The sequence below is a fragment of the Vibrio sp. 10N.222.51.C5 genome, from assembly GCF_041474575.1.
Classification (GTDB): domain Bacteria; phylum Pseudomonadota; class Gammaproteobacteria; order Enterobacterales; family Vibrionaceae; genus Vibrio; species Vibrio crassostreae_C.
Genome location: NZ_JBFRUJ010000013.1, coordinates 48,555 through 72,286, shown reverse-complemented (window position 1 = coordinate 72,286; position 23,732 = coordinate 48,555). Strand labels below are relative to the sequence as shown.

Below are 23,732 nucleotides of genomic sequence, written 5' to 3'. Positions count from 1 at the left end.
GGACTAACATTCAGTGCAAAGAGTCAAAGAGATTAATCAATCCATCTGGCAGTGGCTAAACCGTGCTACTCCCGAGGCGCTTTACGATCGTCAATTGGTGTGGATTGCTCTTGGGCTAATGCTGACAGGTTTGGTGATGGTGACGTCTGCTTCGTTCCCCATCAGTGCTCGTTTAACCGATCAGCCGTTTCACTTTATGTTCCGTCATGCCATCTTCCTTGTATTGGCGTTAGGTGTCTCTAGCGTCATATTGCAAATCCCGATGCAACGCTGGTTTCAATACAGTATGTATCTACTGGGCTTGTCCTTCTTCTTGCTGATTGTGGTATTAGCCGTCGGTAAGTCGGTTAACGGCGCATCGCGTTGGATCCCATTAGGGCTATTTAACTTACAACCCGCTGAAGTCGCCAAGTTATCGCTGTTTATCTTTATGGCGGGCTACTTGGTTCGGAAGCAAGATGAAGTGAGAAAAACCTTCTTCGGTGGTTTTGGTAAACCGATCATGGTATTCGGCGCTTTTGCCGTGCTGCTGCTAGGCCAGCCCGATTTAGGTACTGTGGTCGTAATGCTAGTGACCCTGTTCGGCATGCTATTCATTGCTGGTGCCAAGCTTTCACAGTTTATCGCCTTGATGGTGGCAGGTATTGCCGCGGTCGTCGGTTTGATTGTTATAGAACCTTATCGTGTTCGACGTGTTACCTCATTCTGGGAACCTTGGAACGACCCGTTCGGCAGTGGTTACCAGTTAACTCAGTCATTGATGGCGTTTGGCCGTGGTGATTGGATGGGGCAAGGGCTCGGTAACTCAATTCAGAAACTCGAATACTTACCCGAAGCGCACACCGATTTTGTATTTGCTGTGTTGGCAGAAGAATTGGGTTTTGTTGGCGTGACCTTGGTCTTGATACTCATCTTTAGCTTGGTTTTTAAAGCCATTTTTATTGGCAAAAAAGCCTTTGAACACGATCAAGTGTTCAGCGGCTATCTGGCTTTTGGTATTGGTATTTGGTTTGCGTTTCAGACGCTTGTTAACGTAGGTGCTGCATCTGGCATCGTTCCGACCAAAGGTCTAACCCTACCGCTAATCAGTTATGGTGGTTCGAGTTTAATTGTTATGTCTGTGGCGGTATCAATGCTGCTGCGCATTGACCACGAATGCCGAATGCAACAAAAAGAACAAGCTGATAGTCAAAACGAATTAGTAGAATAAGAATCTAACGTGATGAAACAAAACAAAAAACTTTTAGTGATGGCTGGTGGTACTGGCGGTCACGTTTTCCCAGGGTTAGCAGTAGCGAAAAAGCTTCAGCAACAAGGTTGGGAAATTCGCTGGTTAGGCACAGCAGACAGAATGGAAGCGGATTTAGTGCCAAAGCATGGCATTGAAATCGACTTCATCAAAGTGAAAGGCCTGCGTGGTCAAGGCATTAGCAAGTTAATTAAAGCGCCGTTCCAGATTATTAATGCCATACTTCAAGCAAGGCAACACATCAAAGCATGGCAGCCTGATGTGGTACTTGGTATGGGTGGCTACGTGAGTGGCCCGGGTGGTATCGCGGCATGGTTGTCTGGCATTCCAGTGGTTCTCCATGAACAAAATGCAGTGGCAGGTTTAACCAACCAATGGCTGTCTAAGATTGCTAAAAAGGTTTTCCAAGCTTTCCCTGGTGCTTTCCCTACCGCAGAAGTGGTGGGTAACCCAGTACGCGAAGATGTGGTTGCCTTAGCTGAACCCGAGCAACGCATGGCTGAGCGTGATGGTGACATCCGCATCTTGGTTATGGGCGGCAGTCAGGGCGCAAAAATCCTAAACGATACCTTGCCAGTAACGATGGCGCAGCTTGGTGAAGGCTTCACTGTGATGCACCAAGCGGGTAAGAACAATCAACAACAAGTTATTGAGCAATACAAATCACATTCTGTTGGTAATGTTCAAGTGACTGAATTTATTGATGATGTGGCGCAAGCTTATGAGTGGGCAGATCTATTAGTGTGTCGCTCAGGTGCATTAACCGTATCAGAAGTGTCTGCGGCAGGTGTCGGTTCTATCTTCGTTCCGTTTATGCACAAAGACAGACAACAAGCGTTGAATGCCGACCATTTAGTTGAATGTGGCGCAGCGTTAATGATTGAACAGCCTCAACTAACGGCTGATAAGCTAGCGAACACTATCGCGCAGCTTGATAGAAATGAATTAAAAATGATGGCAACAAAAGCTCGTCAAGCCGCCAAGCTTGATGCTGATGTGACCGTCGCTGAAGCGATTAAAGCTTTAGCAAAATAATGAGATTGAATTGATGACGATTGAACATACCCAAGACTTAGCGCAAATCCGTGCAATGGTGCCAGAGATGCGCCGTGTTAAATCTATCCACTTCATTGGTATTGGTGGTGCCGGAATGAGCGGGATTGCTGAAGTCTTGCTAAATGAAGGCTACCAGATCACGGGTTCTGATATTGCTCAAAACCCAGTGACTGATCGTTTAGTTAGCAAGGGTGCGACCGTTTATATCGGTCACCAAGCGAGTAACGTTGCCGACGCAAGTGTGGTGGTTGTTTCAACCGCTATCAACGAAGAAAACCCAGAAATTATTGCAGCTCGTGAAGCGCGCACACCGATCGTTCGTCGTGCAGAAATGCTGGCTGAGCTGATGCGTTTTCGTCACGGTATTGCTGTGGCAGGTACGCACGGTAAAACAACCACGACTGCGCTAGTGACACAGATTTACTCGGAAGCCGGCCTAGATCCAACCTTCGTAAACGGTGGTTTGGTGAAAAGTGCAGGCACAAACGCACGTTTAGGTTCAAGCCGTATCCTTATCGCTGAAGCTGATGAAAGTGATGCGTCATTCTTACATCTGCAACCTATGGTTAGTATCGTGACAAACATTGAAGCGGATCATATGGATACCTATGGCGGCGATTTCGAAACGCTAAAGCAGACATTTATCGATTTCCTACACAACCTGCCGTTCTACGGCCAGGCTGTGATGTGTGTAGATGATCCTGTTGTACGTGAACTTATCCCTCAGGTGAGCCGCCAAGTGATTACTTACGGCTTCTCTGAAGACGCAGATATTCGTATTAAAAACTACGTACAAGAAGGTCAACAAGGCAAGTTTACGGTTGTACGTGAAGGTAAAGCTAACTTAGATATCACGTTGAACATTCCAGGTCGCCACAACGCATTGAATGCATCGGCTGCGATTGCTGTTGCAACAGAAGATGACATCAGCGATGAAGCGATTCTCAAAGCGATGGCGGGAACGGAAGGCACGGGTCGCCGTTTCGATCACCTAGGTGAGTATGAAACAGGTAAAGGCGTTGCAATGCTAGTCGATGATTACGGTCATCACCCAACCGAAGTTGATGTGACGATTCAAGCTGCTCGTAGTGGCTGGACTGATAAACGTCTTGTTATGATCTTCCAACCGCACCGTTATAGCCGTACTCGCGATCTGTATGATGATTTCGCGAACGTTCTTGAGCAGGTTGATGTCCTAATTCTGTTAGATGTTTATTCTGCAGGTGAGAAACCTATTGCAGGGGCTGACGGACGTTCATTAAGTCGAACTATTCGTGGGCGTGGTAAGATAGACCCAATCTTTGTTGCCGATATCAACGCACTGCCATCGGCTTTAGCCAACGTAATTCAAGGCGGTGACCTTGTTTTAACGCAGGGTGCAGGCGATGTTGGTCGAGTAGCGAAGCAGTTGGAATCGTTACAGTTAGACATTAATAAAATGCAGAACGCGTAACAGAATACTGTCTACAGACTGTGGTCAATCGCTCACTTCTTGCGATTGACCTAAAATTGACCAAAAATCTTATTATCAACGTTTGATAGTTTGATTTTGCTCAGTATAATTCATAGGTTAAAGTAAGTGCTTTTACCTCTATTACGAAGATAGGGAATAGAATTGCGAACCAACGACAGGGAATGCGGGCTTTGGTAGAAAGTACTTTTAGCGAAAACCGCCACCTATTCAGTTTACCGTCACTCAAGAAACACGCCTTAGGCGGGTCTTTTTTTGTCATGGTATTGCTATTCATTGGGTTTCTTTTCTATACCACACTAACTTGGATGTGGGACGATCAGCGATTGCCTCTCTCCAAAATAGTACTTCAAGGCGACTTAACTTACGTAACCGCTGGTGATGTTCAACATGCCTTTAGCGAGCTAGAGCACATTGGAACCTTCATGTCGCAAGACATCGGTGTGTTGCAAGACAGTTTAGAAGCGTTACCTTGGGTTTCAGTGGTCTCCATTCGTAAGCAGTGGCCAGACACAATAAAAGTATTTTTGACTGAGTACCATGCGGCAGCAATCTGGAACGGTAACATGCTGCTGAATGACGATGGTCAGGTGTTTAATGGTGATATCGGCCTGTTGAAGGGCGATAGAGTTAAGCTTTACGGCCCAGACGGCACCAGCCAAGAAGTGATAGAAAAGTGGCGACAGATAACCCCTTTGATTAACAGTCTAGGGTTAACCGTTACCTCTCTCGTTCTCAATGAGCGTCGCGCTTGGCAAATAATCCTAGATAACGGTATCCGTTTAGAACTAGGTAAAGATTCTTTAGATGAGCGTGTTGAACGCTTCATTTCGCTTTACAACGAACTTGGTAGTAAAGCGAATCAAGTGAGCTACATCGACCTCAGGTATGATACGGGAGCCGCTGTAGGCTGGTTTCCAGAGCAAGAGTTAGAAGAGAGCACAGATGACTAAGACCGCAGATGACAACATAATCGTTGGTCTTGATATAGGCACTGCGACCATATCAGCTCTGGTTGGTGAAATATTGCCTGATGGTCAAATCAATATCATTGGTTCTGGGCAAAGCCCATCCAGAGGTATGGATAAAGGTGGTGTAAACGACCTAGAGTCGGTAGTTAAGTCGGTTCAGCGAGCTATTGATCAAGCAGAGTTGATGGCGGAATGCCAAATCAGCAATGTATTTATCTCGCTATCGGGTAAACATATCGCAAGCCGAATTGAAAAAGGCATGGGCACTATCTCTGATGAAGAGGTGTCTCAAGACGATATGGATCGAGCGATCCATACCGCGAAATCAATTAAAATAGGTGATGAGCAGAGAATTCTGCACGTGATCCCACAAGAATTTACCATTGATTATCAAGAAGGGATTAAGAACCCACTTGGCTTATCTGGTGTTCGAATGGAAGTCAGTGTTCACCTAATTTCTTGCCATAGCGACATGGCGAGAAACATTATTAAAGCTGTTGAACGATGTGGTCTCACAGTAGAACAAATCGTGTTTTCAGGACTTGCCTCAAGCAATGCGGTAATTACTGAAGACGAGAGAGAGCTTGGAGTATGTGTTGTCGATATTGGTGCGGGTACAATGGATATTTCCATTTGGACTGGCGGCGCACTTCGACACACAGAAGTCTTTTCCTACGCAGGAAATGCAGTAACCAGTGATATTGCCTTCGCTTTCGGCACGCCAGTGAGCGATGCTGAAGAGATAAAAGTAAACCATGGTTGCGCTCTGAGTGAACTTGTAAGCAAGGATGACTCTGTTAACGTCCCAAGTGTTGGTGGTCGCCCATCGAGAAGTTTGCAACGACAAACTTTGTCGGAAGTGATTGAACCACGTTACACTGAACTTATGGGTCTCGTTAACCAAACTATTGATACGGTTCAATTACAGCTACGAGATGAAGGTATTAAACACCACCTTGCAGCTGGCGTCGTTCTCACTGGTGGAGCGGCACAAATTGACGGATTGGTAGAGTGTGCGGAACGTGTTTTCCGCAATCAAGTTCGAGTTGGTAAGCCGTTAGAAGTTAGTGGCTTAACTGACTATGTTAAAGAGCCGTATCATTCTACGGCGGTTGGTTTACTTCATTACGCAAGAGATTGTCAGATCAGTGATGAAGGTGATTACAGCGAACCTAAGCGTTCAGCACCTTCTATGTCTGGTTTATTTGGCAAATTGCGTAATTGGATACAAAAAGAGTTTTAACCTGAGTTGCAGGAAAAAACGGAGATAACACATGTTTGAACCGATGATGGAAATGTCTGACGATGCAGTAATTAAAGTCGTTGGAGTTGGTGGCGGTGGCGGTAACGCTGTTGAGCACATGGTACGTGAATCAATCGAAGGCGTAGAATTCATCAGTGTTAACACTGATGCACAAGCACTTCGTAAAACAAGCGTGAGCAGCGTGATCCAAATTGGTGGTGATATCACTAAAGGTTTGGGCGCTGGTGCAAACCCACAAGTAGGCCGTGATGCAGCTCTCGAAGATCGAGAAAGAATTAAAGAAGTTCTAACTGGCGCCGATATGGTATTTATCGCAGCTGGTATGGGCGGTGGTACTGGTACAGGTGCTGCTCCAGTTATTGCTGAAGTTGCGAAAGAGTTGGGTGTGCTGACGGTTGCTGTTGTAACTAAGCCATTTAGCTTTGAAGGCAAAAAGCGTTTAGCGTTTGCTGAGCAAGGTATTGAAGAGCTTTCTAAACATGTGGATTCATTAATTACGATTCCAAATGAAAAGCTACTTAAAGTACTTGGCCGCGGCGTAACTCTGCTAGAAGCTTTCGCAAGTGCAAATGATGTACTTAAAAACGCTGTACAAGGTATCGCTGAGCTAATTACTCGCCCTGGTATGATTAACGTCGATTTCGCGGATGTTCGCACCGTAATGTCTGAGATGGGTCATGCAATGATGGGTAGCGGTATCGCAAAAGGTGAAGACCGTGCTGAAGAAGCTGCTGAAACAGCAATTTCTAGCCCACTACTAGAAGACATCGACCTAGCTGGCGCGCGTGGCGTTCTTGTGAACATCACTGCAGGCCTAGATATGCGTCTAGATGAGTTCGAAACAGTAGGTAATACAGTTAAGGCATTCGCATCTGATAATGCAACAGTTGTGATTGGTACTTCTCTAGACCCTGATATGACAGATGAAATCCGCGTAACTGTTGTTGCAACAGGTATCGGCACAGAGAAAAAACCAGACATTACATTAGTTGCTGGTGGTAAAGCTAAGGTTGCACCAACTCCTCAACCACAGGTAGCGGCTCAAACTGCACCAAAAGTGGAAGAGAAAGTGGCACAACCATTGCAAGAAAAAACTGAGGTTAAACCTCAAGTTAAGCCGCAACCAACAACGTCACCTGTTTCTTCAGGTACAGGCGCTAGCCAAAGTGCAGCACCTAAGGCTGAGAAAGAGAGTGGATACTTAGATATTCCAGCATTCTTACGACGTCAGGCTGATTAACAAATACCCAAAATTTGACTATCGTCGAATTAATGGTAAAATTCGCGGTCGGTAAATACTGACCGTGATTTGTAGCACTGATAACGAGGCAAGCAGATGATCAGACAACGTACTCTGAAAGAAATTGTGAAAACAACTGGTGTGGGTCTCCACTCTGGTCGTAAAGTCACACTTACTCTTCGCCCGGCAGCTGCAAATACAGGTATTGTTTATCGTCGTACAGATGTAAATCCACCTGTAGATTTCCCAGCTGATCCAGCGTCAGTTCGTGACACTATGCTATGTACAGCTCTTGTTAATGACGAAGGCGTACGTATCTCTACAGTGGAACACCTTAACGCAGCTTTAGCGGGTATGGGCATCGACAACATTATTGTTGAAGTAGATGCTCCTGAAATCCCAATTATGGATGGTAGCGCAAGCCCATTCGTATACTTGCTACAGCAAGCGGGTGTAGAAACACTGAATGCAGCGAAGCGTTTTATTCGTATCAAAAAGCCTATCCGTTTTGAAGATGGCGATAAGTGGGCAGAGTTTGTTCCATTTAACGGCTTCCGTATGGACTTTGAGATCGACTTTAACCACCCAGCAATTGAATCTGATGAGCAACGTTTGTTGTTTGATTTCTCTTCACAAGGTTTTGTGAAAGAAATCTCTCGCGCTCGTACTTTCGGCTTCATGCGCGACATTGAGTATCTACAATCTCAAAACCTAGTACTTGGTGGTAGCTTTGATAATGCTATCGTACTTGACGAATACCGAATTCTTAATGAAGAGGGTCTACGTTTTGACAATGAGTTCGTAACTCATAAAGTACTAGATGCGATTGGTGACTTGTACATGTGTGGACACGCTATTATTGGTGAGTTTCGTGCATACAAATCAGGTCACGGCCTAAATAACCAACTACTACGTGCAGTACTTGCTGACGCAGAAGCTTGGGAATGGGCAACATTCGAAGAAGAAGTAGGCTCTCCTGTTGCATTTGCTGAACCAGGAATGGTTCTAGCGTAATTGTTGTTTACAGCAATATAAGATTTCGAAAACCAGGTCATTGACCTGGTTTTTTTGTATCTATTTTCCAGATACAGTGTCGTCAACATCCGAAAGTTGTCTCCCAATGAGCTGCAGTCTGGCTAATCCATCAGCAATTAGAAAGAAAAGTTCCAAGCACATCAAACAAATGGGGTTATAAATGGTTGTTGGTGTGAAAATTACTTACACTAAAGGGCATTAATTTTAACTCAAGCCTTGAAAACTCTACTCTCAAGTACAATATCAAAGATACTAGATTTATCTCAGTATCCTTGGTTAGTAACTGAAGACTAGTTCATAGCTAGTAGAGACACTGACGGCATTTAAAATAGATCGCGGACGATCTGAGAACGAAGAGATTCCAAGCACATGATTACTAAGCTGCTGACAAAGGTAATTGGCAGTCGCAATGACAGAACACTGCGCCGCCTTAGAAAAATTGTAAAAGAAATTAATAACTTCGAACCAACGTTTGAAGCACTTTCAGACGAAGAACTAAAAGCAAAAACGGTTGAATTTCGTGAGCGCTTAGATAAAGGTGAATCGCTAGACCAACTTCTACCTGAAGCATTTGCTACGGTACGTGAAGCGTCTAAGCGTGTTTACGGCATGCGTCACTTTGACGTGCAAATGATTGGTGGCATGGTTCTAAATGCTGGCCAAATTGCAGAAATGCGTACTGGTGAAGGTAAGACTCTTACAGCAACCCTACCAGCTTATCTTAACGCCCTACCTAGCAAAGGTGTTCACGTAGTAACGGTGAACGACTACCTAGCGAAGCGTGATGCGGAAACAAACCGCCCATTATTTGAATTCCTTGGTATGACTGTTGGCGTAAACGTGCCAAACATGGCTCCACCAGAGAAGAAAGAAGCGTACCAAGCGGATATCCTATACGGAACAAACAACGAGTTTGGCTTCGATTACCTACGTGACAACATGGCTTTCCGTGCTGAAGATCGTGTTCAACGTGAGCGCTTCTTTGCTGTTGTCGATGAGGTTGACTCAATCTTAATCGATGAAGCTCGTACTCCACTTATTATCTCTGGCCCAGCTGAAGATAGTTCAGATCTTTACACGCGTATTAACACGTTGATCCCTAACCTTGAGCGCCAAGATAAAGAAGATTCTGAAGAGTACCGTGGTGAAGGTCACTACACCATGGACGAGAAATCGAAACAGGTTCACCTGACTGAAAACGGTCAAGAATTTGTAGAAGAGCTAATGGTCAAAAACGGCCTGATGGAAGAGGGTGACACGCTTTACTCTCCAACTAATATCAGCCTATTGCACCATGTTAATGCAGCGCTGCGTGCACACGTACTGTTTGAGAAAGACGTCGACTACATCGTTACTGAAGAAGGCGAAGTGGTTATCGTTGATGAACATACTGGTCGTACTATGCCAGGTCGTCGTTGGTCTGAAGGTTTACACCAAGCTGTTGAAGCTAAAGAAGGTGTGAAGATTCAGAATGAAAACCAGACGCTAGCATCGATTACATTCCAGAACTTCTTCCGTCTATACGAAAAACTGTCAGGTATGACAGGTACAGCCGATACAGAAGCTTTCGAATTTCAGTCTATCTACGGCCTAGAAACAGTGGTTATCCCAACCAACAAGCCTATGGTTCGTAACGATATGCCAGATGTGGTTTATCGTACCGAAGAAGACAAGTTCAATGCGATCATTGAAGACATCAAAGACCGTGTAGCTGCTGGTCAGCCATCATTGGTTGGTACGGTTTCTATCGAGAAGTCTGAACTACTGTCTAACGCACTGAAAAAAGCAAAAATTAAGCACAGCGTTCTAAATGCTAAATTCCACGAAATGGAAGCAGAGATCGTTGCACAAGCTGGTATGCCGAGTGCGGTAACTATCGCAACTAACATGGCTGGTCGTGGTACCGATATCGTATTAGGTGGTAGTTGGCAGGCACAAGTTGAGAAGCTAGAGAATCCAACCAAAGAGCAGATCGAGAAGATCAAAGCTGACTGGAGAGTAATCCACGATAAAGTGCTTGAGTCAGGTGGTCTGCACATCATTGGTACTGAGCGTCATGAATCTCGCCGTATCGACAACCAGCTACGTGGTCGTTCTGGTCGTCAAGGTGATGCGGGTTCTTCTCGTTTCTACCTATCAATGGAAGATTCTCTGCTACGTATCTTCACATCGGATCGTATGGCTGGTCTTATCCAAAGTGGTATGGACGAAGGCGAAGCGATCGAATCTAAGATGCTTTCTCGCTCAATTGAAAAAGCACAACGTAAAGTTGAAGGTCGTAACTTCGATATTCGTAAGCAGCTTCTTGAGTACGATGATGTAGCCAATGACCAACGTAAAGTGGTTTATGAGCTTCGTGATGAACTGATGAGCTCTGACGATATCAGCGAGATGATCGAACACAACCGTGAAGATGTATTGGCATCAGTGATTGATGAATACATCGCACCTCAGTCTCTTGAAGATATGTGGGATATCGCGGGTCTGCAAGATCGTCTGAAGAATGACTTCGATCTAGACTTTGATATTCAAGGTTGGTTAGACGAAGACGACAAGCTTTATGAAGAAGCATTGCGTGAGCGTATTCTTGCTATGGCGGTTGATTCGTACAAACAGAAAGAAGAAGTGGTTGGTGCTCAAGTACTGCGTAACTTCGAGAAATCTGTGATGCTACAAACGCTAGACGGCCTTTGGAAAGAGCACTTGGCTGCGATGGATCACCTTCGTCAAGGTATCCACTTACGTGGTTATGCTCAGAAGAACCCGAAACAAGAGTACAAGCGCGAGTCGTTTGAACTGTTTGAAGGCCTACTAGATGTACTGAAAACAGACGTTGTTACCATCCTTTCTAAAGTGCGCGTTCAGCAACAAGAAGAAGTTGAAAAGATGGAAGCTCAACGTCAAGCTCAAGCTGAAGAAGCGGCGCGTCGTGCACAAGCGCAACATGCAACAGCTGAAAACCAGCTAGCTGACGATGAAGCTGAAGCGGCATCTCCACAAACGGTAGTGCGTGACGAGCGTAAAGTTGGCCGTAACGAGCCATGCCCATGTGGTAGCGGTAAGAAGTACAAGCAGTGTCACGGTAAAATCGCGTAAGTTTAATGAAGCTAAGTTGTAGCGCATGATAGCTGCGTTGGTGGTACTCACTTACAGTCGTAAGCTCCGTGCCACCGCCTTGCTCTCATACACTACAACTTAGCTTCATAAAACTGACAAATAGAATATAAAGAGTCGCTTAGGCGGCTCTTTTTGTATGTAAATTTCATGGCTTACTTTGTTACGCAAGGAAGTTGTCATTCCCTATAGCGAGGAGCGAGCGTAGTAGGGAATCTTGTTTAGTTAGGCTCGCGTAGTTTTAGATCCCCAACTCAGTCGTTCCTCTTTCTTGAGGATGACGTATTTAGGGACTATGTGAGTTCAGCGTTTTATTAAGGAACACCATCAATGAAAAGAATCCATATCGTAGCGGGTATTATCTTCAATCAAGATAAGTCACAGGTCTTTATCACTAAGCGTCCAGATGACAAGCACAAAGGTGGCTTCTGGGAATTTCCAGGTGGCAAGGTTGAAGAGGGCGAAACTATTGAGCAAGCGATGACTCGCGAGCTTGATGAAGAGGTCGGTATCAAGGTGACTGAGCAGTCTCTGTTTGAGCATCTTGAATTTGATTACACGGATAAGTCACTTAAGTTCGATTTCATTCTCGTGACTGATTTTGAAGAGCAGCCTTATGGTAAAGAAGGTCAGCAAGGTGAATGGGTAAGCCTAGAATCATTGAATCAATACGCCTTCCCAGAGGCAAATGTGCCAATTTTAGAGCGAGTAATAAAAGAGTTTTCGTAATTGCTAGCCTGAGTTTGAGATTGTTGTTAGTTTAAAGAGATTAATCGATTGAACGTTGCTGCAAGAGATAAGTGGCAACGGTAACCAAAACAATGGAGATATTCGCAGTGGTAAGAATTGCAATTGCAGGAGCAGCGGGCCGCATGGGCCGCAACTTGGTGAAAGCCGCTCATCATAATTCAGAAGCAAGTGTTGGAGCTGGTTCAGAGCGTCCAGAGTCATCTTTGGTCGGCGTAGATGTCGGCGAGTTATGCGGTGAAGGTCGTTTTGATGTTGCTTTAGTCGATGATTTGTCTAAAGCCATCGAAGAGTTTGATGTGATTGTCGATTTTACTGCCCCTGTTAGCACATTAGCGAATATTGAACTTTGTAAACGTCACGGTAAAAAACTGATCATCGGTACAACGGGCTTCTCTGAAGAAGAGAAGCAGGTGATTGATGCTGCTTCAAAAGAGATGGCTATCGTAATGGCACCTAACTACAGCGTTGGTGTGAACCTGGTCTTTAAGCTGCTAGAGAAGGCCGCTAAAGTGATGGGCGATTACTGTGATGTCGAGATCGTTGAGGCTCATCACCGTCATAAAGTCGATGCACCGTCAGGTACTGCGATTGGTATGGGCGAAGCTATTGCGGGTGCTATGGGCAACGAGCTGAACGATGTAGCTGTATGGTCACGCGAGGGTATTACTGGCGAGCGCACTAAAGATGAGATTGGTTTCGCGACGATTCGTGCCGGTGACATTATTGGTGAACACACCGCTATGTTTGCTGATATCGGTGAACGAGTGGAAATTACCCATAAAGCCACTGATCGAATGACCTTTGCTAATGGCGCAATCAAGGCCGCGGTTTGGTTAAATGATAAACCAGCAGGCTTTTATACCATGACGGATGTGCTTGGTTTGAATGACCTATAAATAGATATTTATGCGCTGGCAATTGCCGGCGCTTTCTTTATTTGGTGCCTTTTCCTTAGTAATCTCACTTCTCCGATCTTCCTTCTACTTTCTTCTTATCGCCTTTTTGACTCCATTTCTATGCTGTTTATGTGGTCTTTAGTATGTTTTTTGTTTTAGATCTTTAAATTGTCATGTTTTCTCTTGGTATTTATCGATTGCGTTTTGTTGCTGATATTTTTATCACTCTATGGTTGGCTAAAATGAGGGGTGAAAATTAGAAAATCGTAATATTCGAGCTAAATGCGTATGAAAGTTGAACTTTTGGAGCTTTGAGGGGGTAAATTGAATTAGTCCTTACAAATGTTTAATTTCTTTTGAGTTAAATGTTGACACGTATCACGCAGATCACTAAAATACCGCCAATTTGTCTAATTTCCATAAACACGCAGTTTTTGGTGTTGCAGGAAGGTAGATTTGCAAATTAAATCAATTTTAATGCATTTTTATTTCTGGAGGTTGTCTTGAAGAAGTCAGCACTACTCGTCCTAGAAGATGGGACAGTATTTCACGGTGAAGCCATTGGCGCTGTAGGTTCTGCAGTTGGTGAAGTCGTTTTTAATACCTCGATGACGGGGTACCAAGAAATCCTCACTGATCCTTCCTATTCTCAACAAATCGTTACCCTTACTTACCCTCACATTGGCAATACCGGAACCAATTCCGAAGACGAAGAATCTTCTTCAATCCACGCTCAAGGCCTTGTGATTCGCGATCTCCCTCTAATCGCTTCTAACTTCCGTAATGAACAATCCCTTTCTGATTACCTTAAGTCGCAAAACGTTGTTGGTATCGCTGATATCGATACTCGTAAGCTGACGCGTATTCTTCGTGAAAAAGGCGCACAGAACGGTTGTATCGTAGCTGGCTCTTCAATAAACGATGGAAACCTAGACGAAGCTCTAGCTCTTGCTAAAGCAAAAGAATTCCCTGGCCTGAAAGGTATGGACCTTGCGAAAGAAGTTACAACAAAAGAAGCGTATCAATGGAAACAAGGTTCGTGGACGCTTACGGGTGGACTTCCTGAAGCGAAAGCAGACTCAGAATTGCCATACCACGTTGTTGCTTATGACTTCGGTGCAAAACGAAACATCCTACGAATGCTTGTTGACCGCGGCTGCCGCCTAACGGTTGTTCCTGCTGAGACTTCAGCTGAAGAAGTACTTGCTCTGAACCCAGACGGTGTTTTCCTTTCAAACGGCCCTGGTGACCCAGAACCATGTACTTACGCAATTGAAGCGACAAAAGTGTTCCTAGAAAAAGGCTTACCAATCTTCGGTATCTGTCTAGGTCACCAGATTCTTGCTCTTGCGTCAGGCGCTAAGACAGTGAAGATGAAGTTTGGTCACCACGGTGCAAACCACCCGGTTAAAGATTTAGATCGTGATGTTGTGATGATTACTTCGCAAAACCACGGCTTTGCTGCTGACGAAGAAACCCTTCCAGAGACACTACGTGCAACGCACAAATCACTATTTGATGGTTCTCTACAAGGTATTCACCGTACAGACAAACCAGCATTCAGCTTCCAAGGTCACCCTGAAGCGAGCCCAGGTCCAGAAGACGCAGCGCCGTTATTCGACCACTTTATTGAACTAATCAAACAGCACACAGCGTAATTCGGAGTAGTAGACAATGCCAAAACGTACTGACATTAAAAGTATTCTTATTCTAGGTGCTGGCCCGATCGTTATCGGCCAAGCATGTGAGTTCGATTACTCTGGTGCTCAAGCTTGTAAAGCGCTTCGCGAAGAAGGTTACCGAGTTATTCTTGTGAACTCGAACCCAGCGACAATCATGACTGACCCAGATATGGCAGATGCAACTTACATCGAGCCTATCCAATGGGAAGTTGTGCGTAACATCATCGCTAAAGAGAAGCCTGATGCAGTTCTACCTACTATGGGTGGCCAAACTGCATTGAACTGTGCTCTAGACCTAGAAAAGCACGGCGTTCTTGAAGAGTTCGGTGTTGAAATGATTGGTGCAACGGCTGACGCTATCGATAAAGCAGAAGACCGTTCACGCTTCGATAAAGCAATGAAAGCAATTGGCCTTGAGTGTCCAACTGCTGATACAGCGAAAACGATGGAAGAAGCTTACAAAGTTTTAGACATGGTTGGCTTCCCTTGTATCATTCGTCCATCGTTCACGATGGGTGGTACTGGTGGCGGTATCGCTTACAACAAAGAAGAATTTGAAGAAATCTGTCGTCGTGGTTTGGATCTATCTCCAACTAATGAACTTCTTATCGATGAATCACTTATCGGTTGGAAAGAGTACGAGATGGAAGTGGTTCGTGACAAAAACGACAACTGCATCATCGTATGTGCGATTGAAAACTTCGACCCAATGGGTATTCACACAGGTGACTCAATCACTGTGGCTCCAGCTCAAACGCTGACAGATAAAGAATACCAACTAATGCGTAACGCATCTCTAGCAGTACTGCGTGAGATTGGTGTTGAAACAGGTGGTTCAAACGTACAGTTTGGTATCAACCCGAAAGATGGCCGTATGGTTATCATCGAGATGAACCCACGTGTATCTCGCTCTTCTGCACTAGCTTCTAAAGCAACAGGTTTCCCAATCGCTAAGATTGCAGCGAAACTGGCTGTTGGCTTCACGCTAGACGAGCTAATGAATGACATCACTGGCGGCGCAACTCCAGCATCATTCGAACCAACAATCGACTACGTAGTAACTAAGATTCCTCGTTTTAACTTCGAGAAGTTTGCAGGTGCTAACGACCGCCTAACGACGCAAATGAAGTCGGTTGGTGAAGTTATGGCTATCGGCCGTAACCAACAAGAATCTCTACAAAAAGCACTTCGCGGCCTAGAAGTTGGCGCGACTGGTTTTGACGAAATGGTAGACCTAGACGCACCAGATGCTCTAACGACTATCCGTCACGAACTTAAAGAAGCTGGCGCAGAGCGTATTTGGTACATCGCTGACGCATTCCGTGCTGGTATGTCGGTAGATGGTGTATTCAACCTAACGCAAATCGACCGTTGGTTCCTAGTTCAAATCGAAGACATCGTTAAGCTAGAGCAAGAACTTAAAGCGAAAGGCTTTGCTGGTCTAAATAAAGACGAGCTAAACAAGCTTAAGCGTAAAGGTTTTGCTGATGCGCGCCTATCTAAGATTCTAGGTGTAGCGGAAAGCGAAATCCGTCGTCTACGTGACCAATACGATATCCACCCGGTATACAAGCGTGTAGATACGTGTGCAGCTGAGTTCTCTTCAGATACGGCTTACATGTACTCATCTTACGATGACGAGTGTGAAGCAAACCCAACAGACAAAGAAAAAATCATGATTCTAGGCGGCGGTCCAAACCGTATCGGCCAAGGCATTGAATTTGACTACTGTTGTGTACACGCATCACTAGCGCTACGTGAAGATGGCTACGAAACTATCATGGTTAACTGTAACCCTGAGACAGTTTCTACAGACTACGATACGTCTGACCGTCTGTACTTCGAACCAGTAACTCTGGAAGACGTACTAGCAATCGCTCGTGTTGAGAAGCCAAAAGGCGTTATCGTTCAGTACGGTGGTCAAACGCCACTTAAACTGGCACGTGCTCTTGAAGCTGCTGGCGTACCAATCATCGGTACTAGCCCAGACGCAATCGACCGTGCAGAAGACCGTGAGCGTTTCCAAGTTGCTGTAGACCGTCTAGGCCTACTTCAACCAGAAAACGCGACAGTAACAACAATGGAGCAAGCGGTAGAGAAATCTCGTGAAATCGGCTTCCCACTGGTTGTACGTCCTTCTTACGTACTTGGTGGTCGTGCGATGGAAATCGTATACGACGAGCAAGACCTGCGTCGCTACTTCAACGAAGCAGTTAGCGTATCAAACGAATCTCCAGTACTACTTGATAGCTTCCTAGATGACGCTGTTGAAGTAGACGTAGATGCGATTTGTGACGGTGAGCGCGTTGTAATCGGCGGTATTATGGAGCACATCGAGCAAGCGGGTGTTCACTCTGGTGACTCAGCATGTTCTCTTCCTGCATACACGCTAAGCCAAGAAATCCAAGACGTAATGCGCGAGCAAGTTGAAAAGCTAGCGTTCGAGTTGGGTGTTCGTGGTCTGATGAACACGCAGTTTGCTGTTAAGAACAATGAAGTGTACCTAATCGAGGTTAACCCTCGTGCAGCACGTACGGTTCCATTCGTATCTAAAGCAACTGGTGCGCCAATCGCTAAGATTGCCGCTCGTGTAATGGCGGGTCAATCTCTAGAGTCTCAAGGCTTTACGAAAGAAATCATCCCACCTTACTACTCAGTGAAAGAAGTTGTACTTCCATTCAACAAGTTCCCTGGTGTTGACCCACTGTTAGGCCCAGAAATGCGCTCTACTGGTGAAGTTATGGGTGTTGGTGCGACGTTCGCAGAAGCATACTCTAAAGCTGAATTGGGTTGTGGTAACATCTACCCAGAAGGCGGTCGTGCACTTCTTTCTGTTCGCGAAGGCGACAAAGAGCGTGTTGTTGACCTAGCATCTAAGCTATCTAAGCTTGGTTACCAGCTAGACGCAACTCACGGTACTGCGGTTATCCTTGGCGAAGCGGGCATCAACCCACGTCTAGTAAACAAGGTACACGAAGGTCGTCCTCACATTCTTGACCGTATCAAGAACAACGAGTACACGTACATCGTGAACACTGCAGCTGGCCGTCAAGCGATTGAAGATTCTAAAGTTCTTCGTCGTGGTGCACTTGCTGAGAAAGTTAACTACACGACTACGCTAAACGCTGCATTCGCGACTTGTATGGCGCACACTGCAGACGCGAAAACGTCAGTAACTTCAGTTCAAGAGCTACACGCTCAGGTTAAAGCTTCTCAAGCTTAATCGCCTAAAGTGTATCGCTGATATGCGGATATAAATGCTCAAAGCCCACTCCTCGGAGTGGGCTTTTTTATGTCTGTTATTCCGCGGTAGCTTAATGATGAATATTTGGAATAGGTTAGAATCTTGTGTTTCGTTATTGCTCGTCTGCTGTGAGTGGTAACTTGTCGCTACACAGGATTTTAAGGCGTTGGGTATATGGAAATCACTCTAGAAATATTGGCTATCTTGTTTGTTGTTGCAACGGCAGCAGGCTTTATTGATGCAATGGCTGGCGGCGGTGGGTTACTGACTCTACCTGCATTGCTAGCGGCTGGAGTTCCACCCACGCAGGCACTGGCAACCAACAAACTCCAAAGCTCATTTGGCAGCTTCTCCGCGAGTTGGTATTTCGTGCGCAACGGTATCGTCAGCATCAAAGAGATGCGCCTTGCTATCTTTTGTACCTTTATTGGCTCTGCAATTGGCGCTGAGTTAGTCCAGCACATTGATGCGAGCCTACTGACCAGTGTTATCCCACTGCTGCTTATCGCTATCTCTCTCTATTTCCTGTTGGCACCCCAAACTAGAGCGTCTGAAGGAAAACAGAAGATCTCTGAGGCCATGTTTGCTCTGTGTATTGGTGGCGGCGTGGGTTTCTATGATGGCTTTTTTGGCCCAGGAACAGGTTCTATCTTCACCGTCTGCTTTGTTGCTATTGGTCACTTCTCGTTAGTCGATGCTACGGCGCGTACTAAAGTACTTAACTTTACCTCGAATATCGCTGCCTTAATTTTCTTTATTTTGGCTGGTTTGCCTATTTGGGAGTTGGGATTAGTGATGGCGGTCGGTGGATTTATGGGCGCTCAGCTTGGCGCTAAAGTGGTGGTGACAAAAGGGCAGAAATGGATTCGCCCCCTTGTGATCGTGATGTCGATGCTAATGGCGTCTAAACTGCTTTGGGAACAGCATCAACAATCGATTCTATCAGTGTTTTAACTCGTGGAGACTGGTAACTATTTGGTCTGACACAGATATGAATCGGCCGAATCAAGCCTGCTAATTCGGTGAAGCTATACAGATATTGAGGCTCAATATTGAGTGTTTTTACGATAGAGAGCGGTATTAACGCTGGCCCAGTCCCGCCCAATGCAAGTTGCGCCGCTGCGGTGTAGGCATCCATCTCCATCAAGGGTTTGATACCAAACTTCTCTAATACAGAAAGTTGATAAGAATTGGCAGGGTTGGTCATGTCGTTAGTGATGACCATTGGAGGAAGCTCCGTTAGCGGTGACTTACTCACTATGTAAAACGGCTCATCAAATAGATGGAAGGTCATCAACCCATGATGCGGTGGCAGTAAGCCAGCACACAACCCCAAGGTCGCCTTACCAGATTGCACTCGCTCTATGATTCTCGGCGTGTGGTTGGTGGTAATGGTGATGTACTTATCTTGCTGGATGAACTGGCCCATCATCTCACCTAAATAACCGGCTATCAGAGACTTAGTGCTGTCTAGGGTGATGAGAGTAGTATCTTCCAACTCTTGCTGTTCATAAATAAGCCCGCGAAGTTCATTGAATGTCGGGCCAATACTCTCTATTAATGCTATCGCATCTGGCGTGAGTTTTATCTGTCGGCCACTCGGTTCAATGAGCTTTTTACCTAGCTTCTTTTCTAAATTCGCAATCCGTTTGCTGACCGCTGATTGGCTGATATAAAGCAAACTGCCTGTGCGGCTCATGGTCTTTGCTTTACTCAATACCAGTAGAGTTTCGATTCCTTCGAGTAGCATTGGGTTATATTCATGAAAGTTGGGAATGATTGTTTCAACTTACCTCAAACAACATTCATTCTCTAGTCTTGAAACTAAAGCTTTGAACCAAGTTAGGTATTTTTAGCTATGCTCGCACGTGTAGCGCGAGAGCATAATAATTGTGTTGGGGAGCTCAAATTAAGAAAGGCTCCTTTACGGAGCCTTTCACTTTGTAACGATAGCTTATTTGATGGCGAAGGTCGGCAATGATAAATGCCAACGAATAGCGCCAAGCCTGATCAATAGTGTTGAGAACACGCCGGCCAGAAATGCAGTTTCTGAGTCGTGCCCCATGCTGATCGCCACGGTATGGAAAGCGCCACCAATGATACAAGCGGTCGCGTAGACTTCACTTCTTAGAATCATTGGCACTTCACGGGCAAGCACGTCGCGGATAATACCGCCACCGCAACCGGTGATGACACCCATGATGATGGCCACTAGTGCTGAATCTTGATAGATAAGCGCTTTTTCCACGCCAATGCCAACAAACACCGCTAGGCCAATCGCATCACATACCGGCAATATCCACCAAGCCAGACGTTTCGGGCGTCTTACAATAATCATGGTCAGCAAACAGGTGATGATGATGACCCAAAGGTAGGTGGTATCGGTGATCCAAAACACGGGAGTTGCACCCAATGCCATGTCACGAATTGTGCCGCCGCCAATCGCGGTTACACTGCCTAGAACGGCGACGCCAAAGGGATCCATCTTAAGACGGCCAGCGACAAATACGCCTGAGACGGCAAAGATGGCAGTGCCAAATAAATCGATAATATAAAGCAGCATGGAGTCCATGATACTGGTGCTCTTATAGTTAAAATTGTAGGGACAGGTCGGTGGCGAATTGTACGAAAAAACGCAGCAAATAGTTAGTGATTTTGCCTAGCTCTATCAAAGAAATCGCACACTTGTTGGACCGCTTTCAAAGTTCTCGTTGTCGGGCGATTAATCCAGTCAGAATTGAGGGACCAAATCTGATTTTGAGCGACAGCTGGGATCTCATCTTCCCATGTTTGCCACATGGTTCCATTCTCAATCGCGTGCTGAGAAGTGAAGATTACTTGCGGTTTTCTTAATACAACTTGTTCAATACCAACTTGCGGATAGGGAGAGGCGCTGTCTTCAAAAATATTGTGGCCACCACAAAACTCAAACACCTCACTTGGCCAGTGTCCTTGAGCAACAGTGATGATCGGCTTTTCACTGAGCTGGTAGAAGTAGTTTACTGGCTCGGCATCTTTGTATTCTAGTCTCAACGCGTTGAGCTGCTCTCTGTATTGCTGAGCGTTATTTTCGCCAATGCTTGGATCGCTAGCGTATTTGCTCAGTTGTTCAATATTGGTTGCGATACTGTCTAGGCTTTTGGTCTTGGAGTAGTAAATATTAAAACCAAATTGCTCTAGTTTCGCGAGCTCTCTGGGCGGGTTTCCCGCTGGCCACGCAAGAATCAAATCAGGCTGAAGTGCGATGATCTTCTCAACCTTGATGCCTTGATAGTTTGCCACTTTTTCAAGCTTATCGGCTTGTGGTGGGTAATCACTTCGTTCACTTACGGCGACAAGGTTGTTACCTAAACCTGCGCTGTACGCGAGTTCAGTGGCATGAGGAGCAAGGCTGACCACGCGTTGAGCCGGCTGTACTTGTTCTTGAGTCAGTGGTACTTCTTCTGCAAATGATAAAGGCAGCCATAAGCTGGAAGACAAAATAGTAAGGCTTGTAACAAGTGCTGAAGATTCCACTCTAAATCCCTTGGTGAATAAATAGTAAGGCTAGGCTTTGTAAAAAGATCCAGATAGCGATGCGACCAAAGAGTAGTTTCTGAACCTGAGATAGATGCAGAGCTGACGGTGCGATTCTTCCGCCTAATTTTGCGCGAATGGCTTTAGTGTTGTCGTAAATCGCAGGACCACCTAATGATAACTCCAGCTTGTTGCCAACAGCCGTGATTAACCAGGCTGGGCCGGGTAGTGGCCAAGAGCGACTTTGGACTAGCATCATCTTAAATGTGTGCGTTGCTTTATCACCACATACGATCATCAAAGCAAACAAACGCATCGGTATAAATTCGAGAATCGCGACTATCTTGATCGCCGTTGAGCCGAACGGAGAAAATTGCTTGCGACTTGGCGACCAAGCTCGAGCTAACTCGACCACAAGGCGATACATTAACGCAGCGATTCCACCACCAATGGCGTACCAGAACAACACACAAACTACGTTACGAGCGTAACCCATGATTATGGTTTCTGTGGCGGCTTTGCCGAGGCCAAGTGACGAAAGTGATTCGGTTTGACGATTGACAATCGGAGCCAGTAACTGACGAGCGGCCGCTTTATCTTCTCGGCCAAGTACTTTGATCAGTTGGTTAGCCAGCTTTTCATTATTGCGCCAATCAATCGCGAGTAATAACAGTGCCAATTCAAACAGTTGAGATTGCCAAACCAATGGTTGCAGTGCCAATAGAATAACCAGAGTTGGCAGTACCATTAACCCCCAGGCTAATGTGCCTGAGATTAAACTTTGGGAATAGTTGTGGTTGTTATTAACCTTGCTTGCTAAAAGCTCAGCAAACTTATGCCATAAGGTCGTGGGGTGTGCGACATGGGGGATAGGTAAAATTAAATGAAAAAGCAGTGCTCCCCACATCACAAGGAGCACGCCATTTGCAAATACCTGATCAAACAGTGTTTGCATGTCTAGTCGCTTACTTTAGTAGGGCAACCATCTTGATAACCATTTCAGAAGAGCTTTGCGCTGCTAGTGGCAGGAACTCTTCGAAGCTCATTGGTGATTCTTTGTCTGCAACATCAGAGATTGCACGAACAACCACGAATGGTACTTGGAATTGGTGACAAGCTTGAGCGATAGCCGATGCTTCCATCTCTACAGCAACAACAGATGGGAAGTGCTTGCGGATGAACTCTTGGCGTTCTGCTGTGCAAACAAATGCGTCGCCAGTACAGATAAGACCGCGAACGGCATGCTTGTCTTCCATTTGTGCTAGTGCTTGTTCAGCAACAGCCATCAGTTTGTCGTCAGCTTTGAACGCTGCAGGTTGACCTGCCATTTGGCCGATTTCGTAACCGAAAGCTGTAACGTCTGCATCGTGGTGTCGAACTTCAGTTGAGATAACCACATCGCCAAGGTTCAGTGTTGAATCAAAACCGCCAGCAGAGCCCGTGTTCAGAACGGCATCTGGTTGGTATTCGCTTAGTAGGATTGAAGTACCAACAGCCGCTGCTACTTTACCAATGCCAGATTGAAGCAAAACAACGTCAACACCATTTAGCTGACCAGAGAAAAAGGTACAACCGCCTTTATTAACTTCAGTAATGTCTGAAATTGCTGCTTTTAGGATCGCAACTTCTTGCTCCATTGCGCCAATGATGCCGATTTTCATGTGTAGTCTCTTAATAAATAATATTTAAACAGTAGAGCGAAATTGTAGCATGGATAAGAAGTGTCGAGCGACTGCCCAGAGGCACTTCTCATCCGAATAGTAGCGATTTATCTGCGTATTCTTTTATCTATTTGATTAGGCCTTCGCTTTTCAAGCTAGCACGAAGTTGTTCAGCTCGTTTTCGGTTTACGCCAAAATCAGAATGGCCAGTACGAGACTCTGAACGCACGATCAGTTTGCCATCCGTGATTTTAAGTTCTAAGTCATCGACAAAACGCATGATGCGCGAAGTACATTCAACACGCAGATAATCTTCTGTTTTACTCGCGGTTTTTGATCCCGGTAAGGTTAGCGCAACCTGCTCAATCGCATCTAAGCTCGCTGAATCTGACAACTCAAACGCGGCCAATGCATGTTGCTCACGATCATCTTGAGTTGATACGCAGTTTGGTTTGTCTCCACAAGGTGATGAAGTTCTGTCTTTCATGTCCGTGATTCCTTGGCTGCAAGCGGTTAACGTTAAAAGTGATAACGAGAGGAGAGCTGCTTTTTTCATAATGTTTCCTATGGCGTTGTTTTAATT

The 23,732-nt window shown here is 45.5% G+C and carries 19 protein-coding genes; 13 read left to right on the top strand and 6 right to left on the bottom strand.

Going from position 1 to position 23,732, the window contains the following annotated elements; all coding sequences use genetic code 11:
* Positions 1–13: 13 nt before the first annotated feature.
* The 13 genes from ftsW to AB4558_RS04715 all read left to right on the top strand — a co-directional run bounded on the left by ftsW (position 14) and on the right by AB4558_RS04715 (position 18,926).
* Positions 14–1,210 carry a cell division protein FtsW gene (ftsW, locus tag AB4558_RS04775; RefSeq protein WP_017059286.1) on the top strand — a complete coding sequence of 399 codons (1,197 nt, stop codon included), beginning with the start codon at positions 14–16 and terminating at the stop codon, positions 1,208–1,210.
* 12 nt (positions 1,211–1,222) lie between these two features.
* The gene (murG, locus tag AB4558_RS04770) at positions 1,223–2,284 is read left to right on the top strand and encodes an undecaprenyldiphospho-muramoylpentapeptide beta-N-acetylglucosaminyltransferase (protein WP_017062898.1); all 1,062 of its coding nucleotides are present in this window, start codon (positions 1,223–1,225) and stop codon (positions 2,282–2,284) included.
* 13 nt (positions 2,285–2,297) lie between these two features.
* A complete protein-coding gene (gene murC / locus AB4558_RS04765; protein WP_065584712.1) occupies positions 2,298–3,758 on the top strand; it encodes a UDP-N-acetylmuramate--L-alanine ligase in 1,461 nt (486 codons plus the stop codon).
* Positions 3,759–4,036: 278 nt separating this feature from the next.
* On the top strand, positions 4,037–4,729 hold the full coding sequence (locus AB4558_RS04760) for a cell division protein FtsQ/DivIB (protein ID WP_017059290.1): 693 nt from the start codon (positions 4,037–4,039) through the stop codon (positions 4,727–4,729).
* A complete protein-coding gene (gene ftsA, locus AB4558_RS04755) occupies positions 4,722–5,990 on the top strand; it encodes a cell division protein FtsA (protein ID WP_010434747.1) in 1,269 nt (422 codons plus the stop codon). The genes AB4558_RS04760 and ftsA overlap by 8 nt, the downstream gene beginning before the upstream one ends.
* Positions 5,991–6,021: 31 nt before the next feature.
* A complete protein-coding gene (gene ftsZ / locus AB4558_RS04750; RefSeq protein WP_017059291.1) occupies positions 6,022–7,251 on the top strand; it encodes a cell division protein FtsZ in 1,230 nt (409 codons plus the stop codon).
* Positions 7,252–7,347: 96 nt separating this feature from the next.
* Positions 7,348–8,265, top strand: a complete 918-nt coding sequence (gene lpxC, locus AB4558_RS04745) for a UDP-3-O-acyl-N-acetylglucosamine deacetylase (RefSeq protein WP_010434751.1) — start codon at positions 7,348–7,350, stop codon at positions 8,263–8,265.
* Between the two features lie 390 nt (positions 8,266–8,655).
* Positions 8,656–11,382 (top strand): preprotein translocase subunit SecA, encoded by a 2,727-nt coding sequence (secA, locus tag AB4558_RS04740; protein WP_017059292.1) that lies wholly within the window; start codon positions 8,656–8,658, stop codon positions 11,380–11,382.
* Positions 11,383–11,730: 348 nt separating this feature from the next.
* Positions 11,731–12,129, top strand: a complete 399-nt coding sequence (mutT, locus tag AB4558_RS04735; protein ID WP_017062897.1) for an 8-oxo-dGTP diphosphatase MutT — start codon at positions 11,731–11,733, stop codon at positions 12,127–12,129.
* A gap of 92 nt (positions 12,130–12,221) precedes the next feature.
* Positions 12,222–13,046, top strand: a complete 825-nt coding sequence (gene dapB, locus AB4558_RS04730; protein WP_020628676.1) for a 4-hydroxy-tetrahydrodipicolinate reductase — start codon at positions 12,222–12,224, stop codon at positions 13,044–13,046.
* Positions 13,047–13,549: 503 nt separating this feature from the next.
* Positions 13,550–14,704, top strand: coding sequence for a glutamine-hydrolyzing carbamoyl-phosphate synthase small subunit (gene carA / locus AB4558_RS04725; RefSeq protein WP_372073203.1), 1,155 nt, complete (start codon positions 13,550–13,552; stop codon positions 14,702–14,704).
* Between the two features lie 16 nt (positions 14,705–14,720).
* Complete coding sequence (carB, locus tag AB4558_RS04720) at positions 14,721–17,951, top strand: carbamoyl-phosphate synthase large subunit (protein ID WP_017059294.1); 3,231 nt, start codon at positions 14,721–14,723, stop codon at positions 17,949–17,951.
* Positions 17,952–18,146: 195 nt separating this feature from the next.
* Entirely contained in the window at positions 18,147–18,926 is a 780-nt protein-coding gene (locus AB4558_RS04715; protein ID WP_017059295.1) for a TSUP family transporter, read from the top strand.
* Here AB4558_RS04715 and AB4558_RS04710 read toward each other — a convergent pair.
* The 6 genes from AB4558_RS04710 to AB4558_RS04685 all read right to left on the bottom strand — a co-directional run bounded on the left by AB4558_RS04710 (position 18,877) and on the right by AB4558_RS04685 (position 23,705).
* A complete protein-coding gene (locus AB4558_RS04710; RefSeq protein WP_137002421.1) occupies positions 18,877–19,722 on the bottom strand; it encodes a LysR family transcriptional regulator in 846 nt (281 codons plus the stop codon). The two genes, AB4558_RS04715 and AB4558_RS04710, sit on opposite strands and share 50 nt — an antisense overlap.
* A 204-nt stretch (positions 19,723–19,926) precedes the next feature.
* Positions 19,927–20,544 carry a TRIC cation channel family protein gene (locus tag AB4558_RS04705; protein ID WP_017070823.1) on the bottom strand — a complete coding sequence of 206 codons (618 nt, stop codon included), beginning with the start codon at positions 20,542–20,544 and terminating at the stop codon, positions 19,927–19,929.
* A 74-nt stretch (positions 20,545–20,618) separates the two neighbouring features.
* Entirely contained in the window at positions 20,619–21,488 is an 870-nt protein-coding gene (btuF, locus tag AB4558_RS04700; RefSeq protein WP_372158210.1) for a vitamin B12 ABC transporter substrate-binding protein BtuF, read from the bottom strand.
* 1 nt (position 21,489) lies between these two features.
* Positions 21,490–22,443 (bottom strand): cobalamin biosynthesis family protein, encoded by a 954-nt coding sequence (locus AB4558_RS04695; protein WP_372158208.1) that lies wholly within the window; start codon positions 22,441–22,443, stop codon positions 21,490–21,492.
* A gap of 10 nt (positions 22,444–22,453) precedes the next feature.
* Complete coding sequence (gene mtnN / locus AB4558_RS04690; RefSeq protein WP_017059300.1) at positions 22,454–23,149, bottom strand: 5'-methylthioadenosine/S-adenosylhomocysteine nucleosidase; 696 nt, start codon at positions 23,147–23,149, stop codon at positions 22,454–22,456.
* 127 nt (positions 23,150–23,276) lie between these two features.
* Positions 23,277–23,705, bottom strand: a complete 429-nt coding sequence (locus AB4558_RS04685; protein WP_017059301.1) for a DUF1499 domain-containing protein — start codon at positions 23,703–23,705, stop codon at positions 23,277–23,279.
* Positions 23,706–23,732: the final 27 nt, after the last annotated feature.

Coding starts and splice junctions, on each gene's coding strand:
- murG (WP_017062898.1), top strand. CDS start 1,223: ATGAAACAAAACAAAAAACTTTTAGTGATGGCTGGTGGTACTGGCGGT.
- murC (WP_065584712.1), top strand. CDS start 2,298: ATGACGATTGAACATACCCAAGACTTAGCGCAAATCCGTGCAATGGTG.
- AB4558_RS04760 (WP_017059290.1), top strand. CDS start 4,037: ATGGTATTGCTATTCATTGGGTTTCTTTTCTATACCACACTAACTTGG.
- ftsA (WP_010434747.1), top strand. CDS start 4,722: ATGACTAAGACCGCAGATGACAACATAATCGTTGGTCTTGATATAGGC.
- ftsZ (WP_017059291.1), top strand. CDS start 6,022: ATGTTTGAACCGATGATGGAAATGTCTGACGATGCAGTAATTAAAGTC.
- lpxC (WP_010434751.1), top strand. CDS start 7,348: ATGATCAGACAACGTACTCTGAAAGAAATTGTGAAAACAACTGGTGTG.
- secA (WP_017059292.1), top strand. CDS start 8,656: ATGATTACTAAGCTGCTGACAAAGGTAATTGGCAGTCGCAATGACAGA.
- mutT (WP_017062897.1), top strand. CDS start 11,731: ATGAAAAGAATCCATATCGTAGCGGGTATTATCTTCAATCAAGATAAG.
- dapB (WP_020628676.1), top strand. CDS start 12,222: ATGGAGATATTCGCAGTGGTAAGAATTGCAATTGCAGGAGCAGCGGGC.
- carB (WP_017059294.1), top strand. CDS start 14,721: ATGCCAAAACGTACTGACATTAAAAGTATTCTTATTCTAGGTGCTGGC.
- AB4558_RS04715 (WP_017059295.1), top strand. CDS start 18,147: ATGGAAATCACTCTAGAAATATTGGCTATCTTGTTTGTTGTTGCAACG.
- AB4558_RS04710 (WP_137002421.1), bottom strand. CDS start 19,722: ATGCTACTCGAAGGAATCGAAACTCTACTGGTATTGAGTAAAGCAAAG.
- AB4558_RS04705 (WP_017070823.1), bottom strand. CDS start 20,544: ATGGACTCCATGCTGCTTTATATTATCGATTTATTTGGCACTGCCATC.
- AB4558_RS04695 (WP_372158208.1), bottom strand. CDS start 22,443: ATGCAAACACTGTTTGATCAGGTATTTGCAAATGGCGTGCTCCTTGTG.
- mtnN (WP_017059300.1), bottom strand. CDS start 23,149: ATGAAAATCGGCATCATTGGCGCAATGGAGCAAGAAGTTGCGATCCTA.
- AB4558_RS04685 (WP_017059301.1), bottom strand. CDS start 23,705: ATGAAAAAAGCAGCTCTCCTCTCGTTATCACTTTTAACGTTAACCGCT.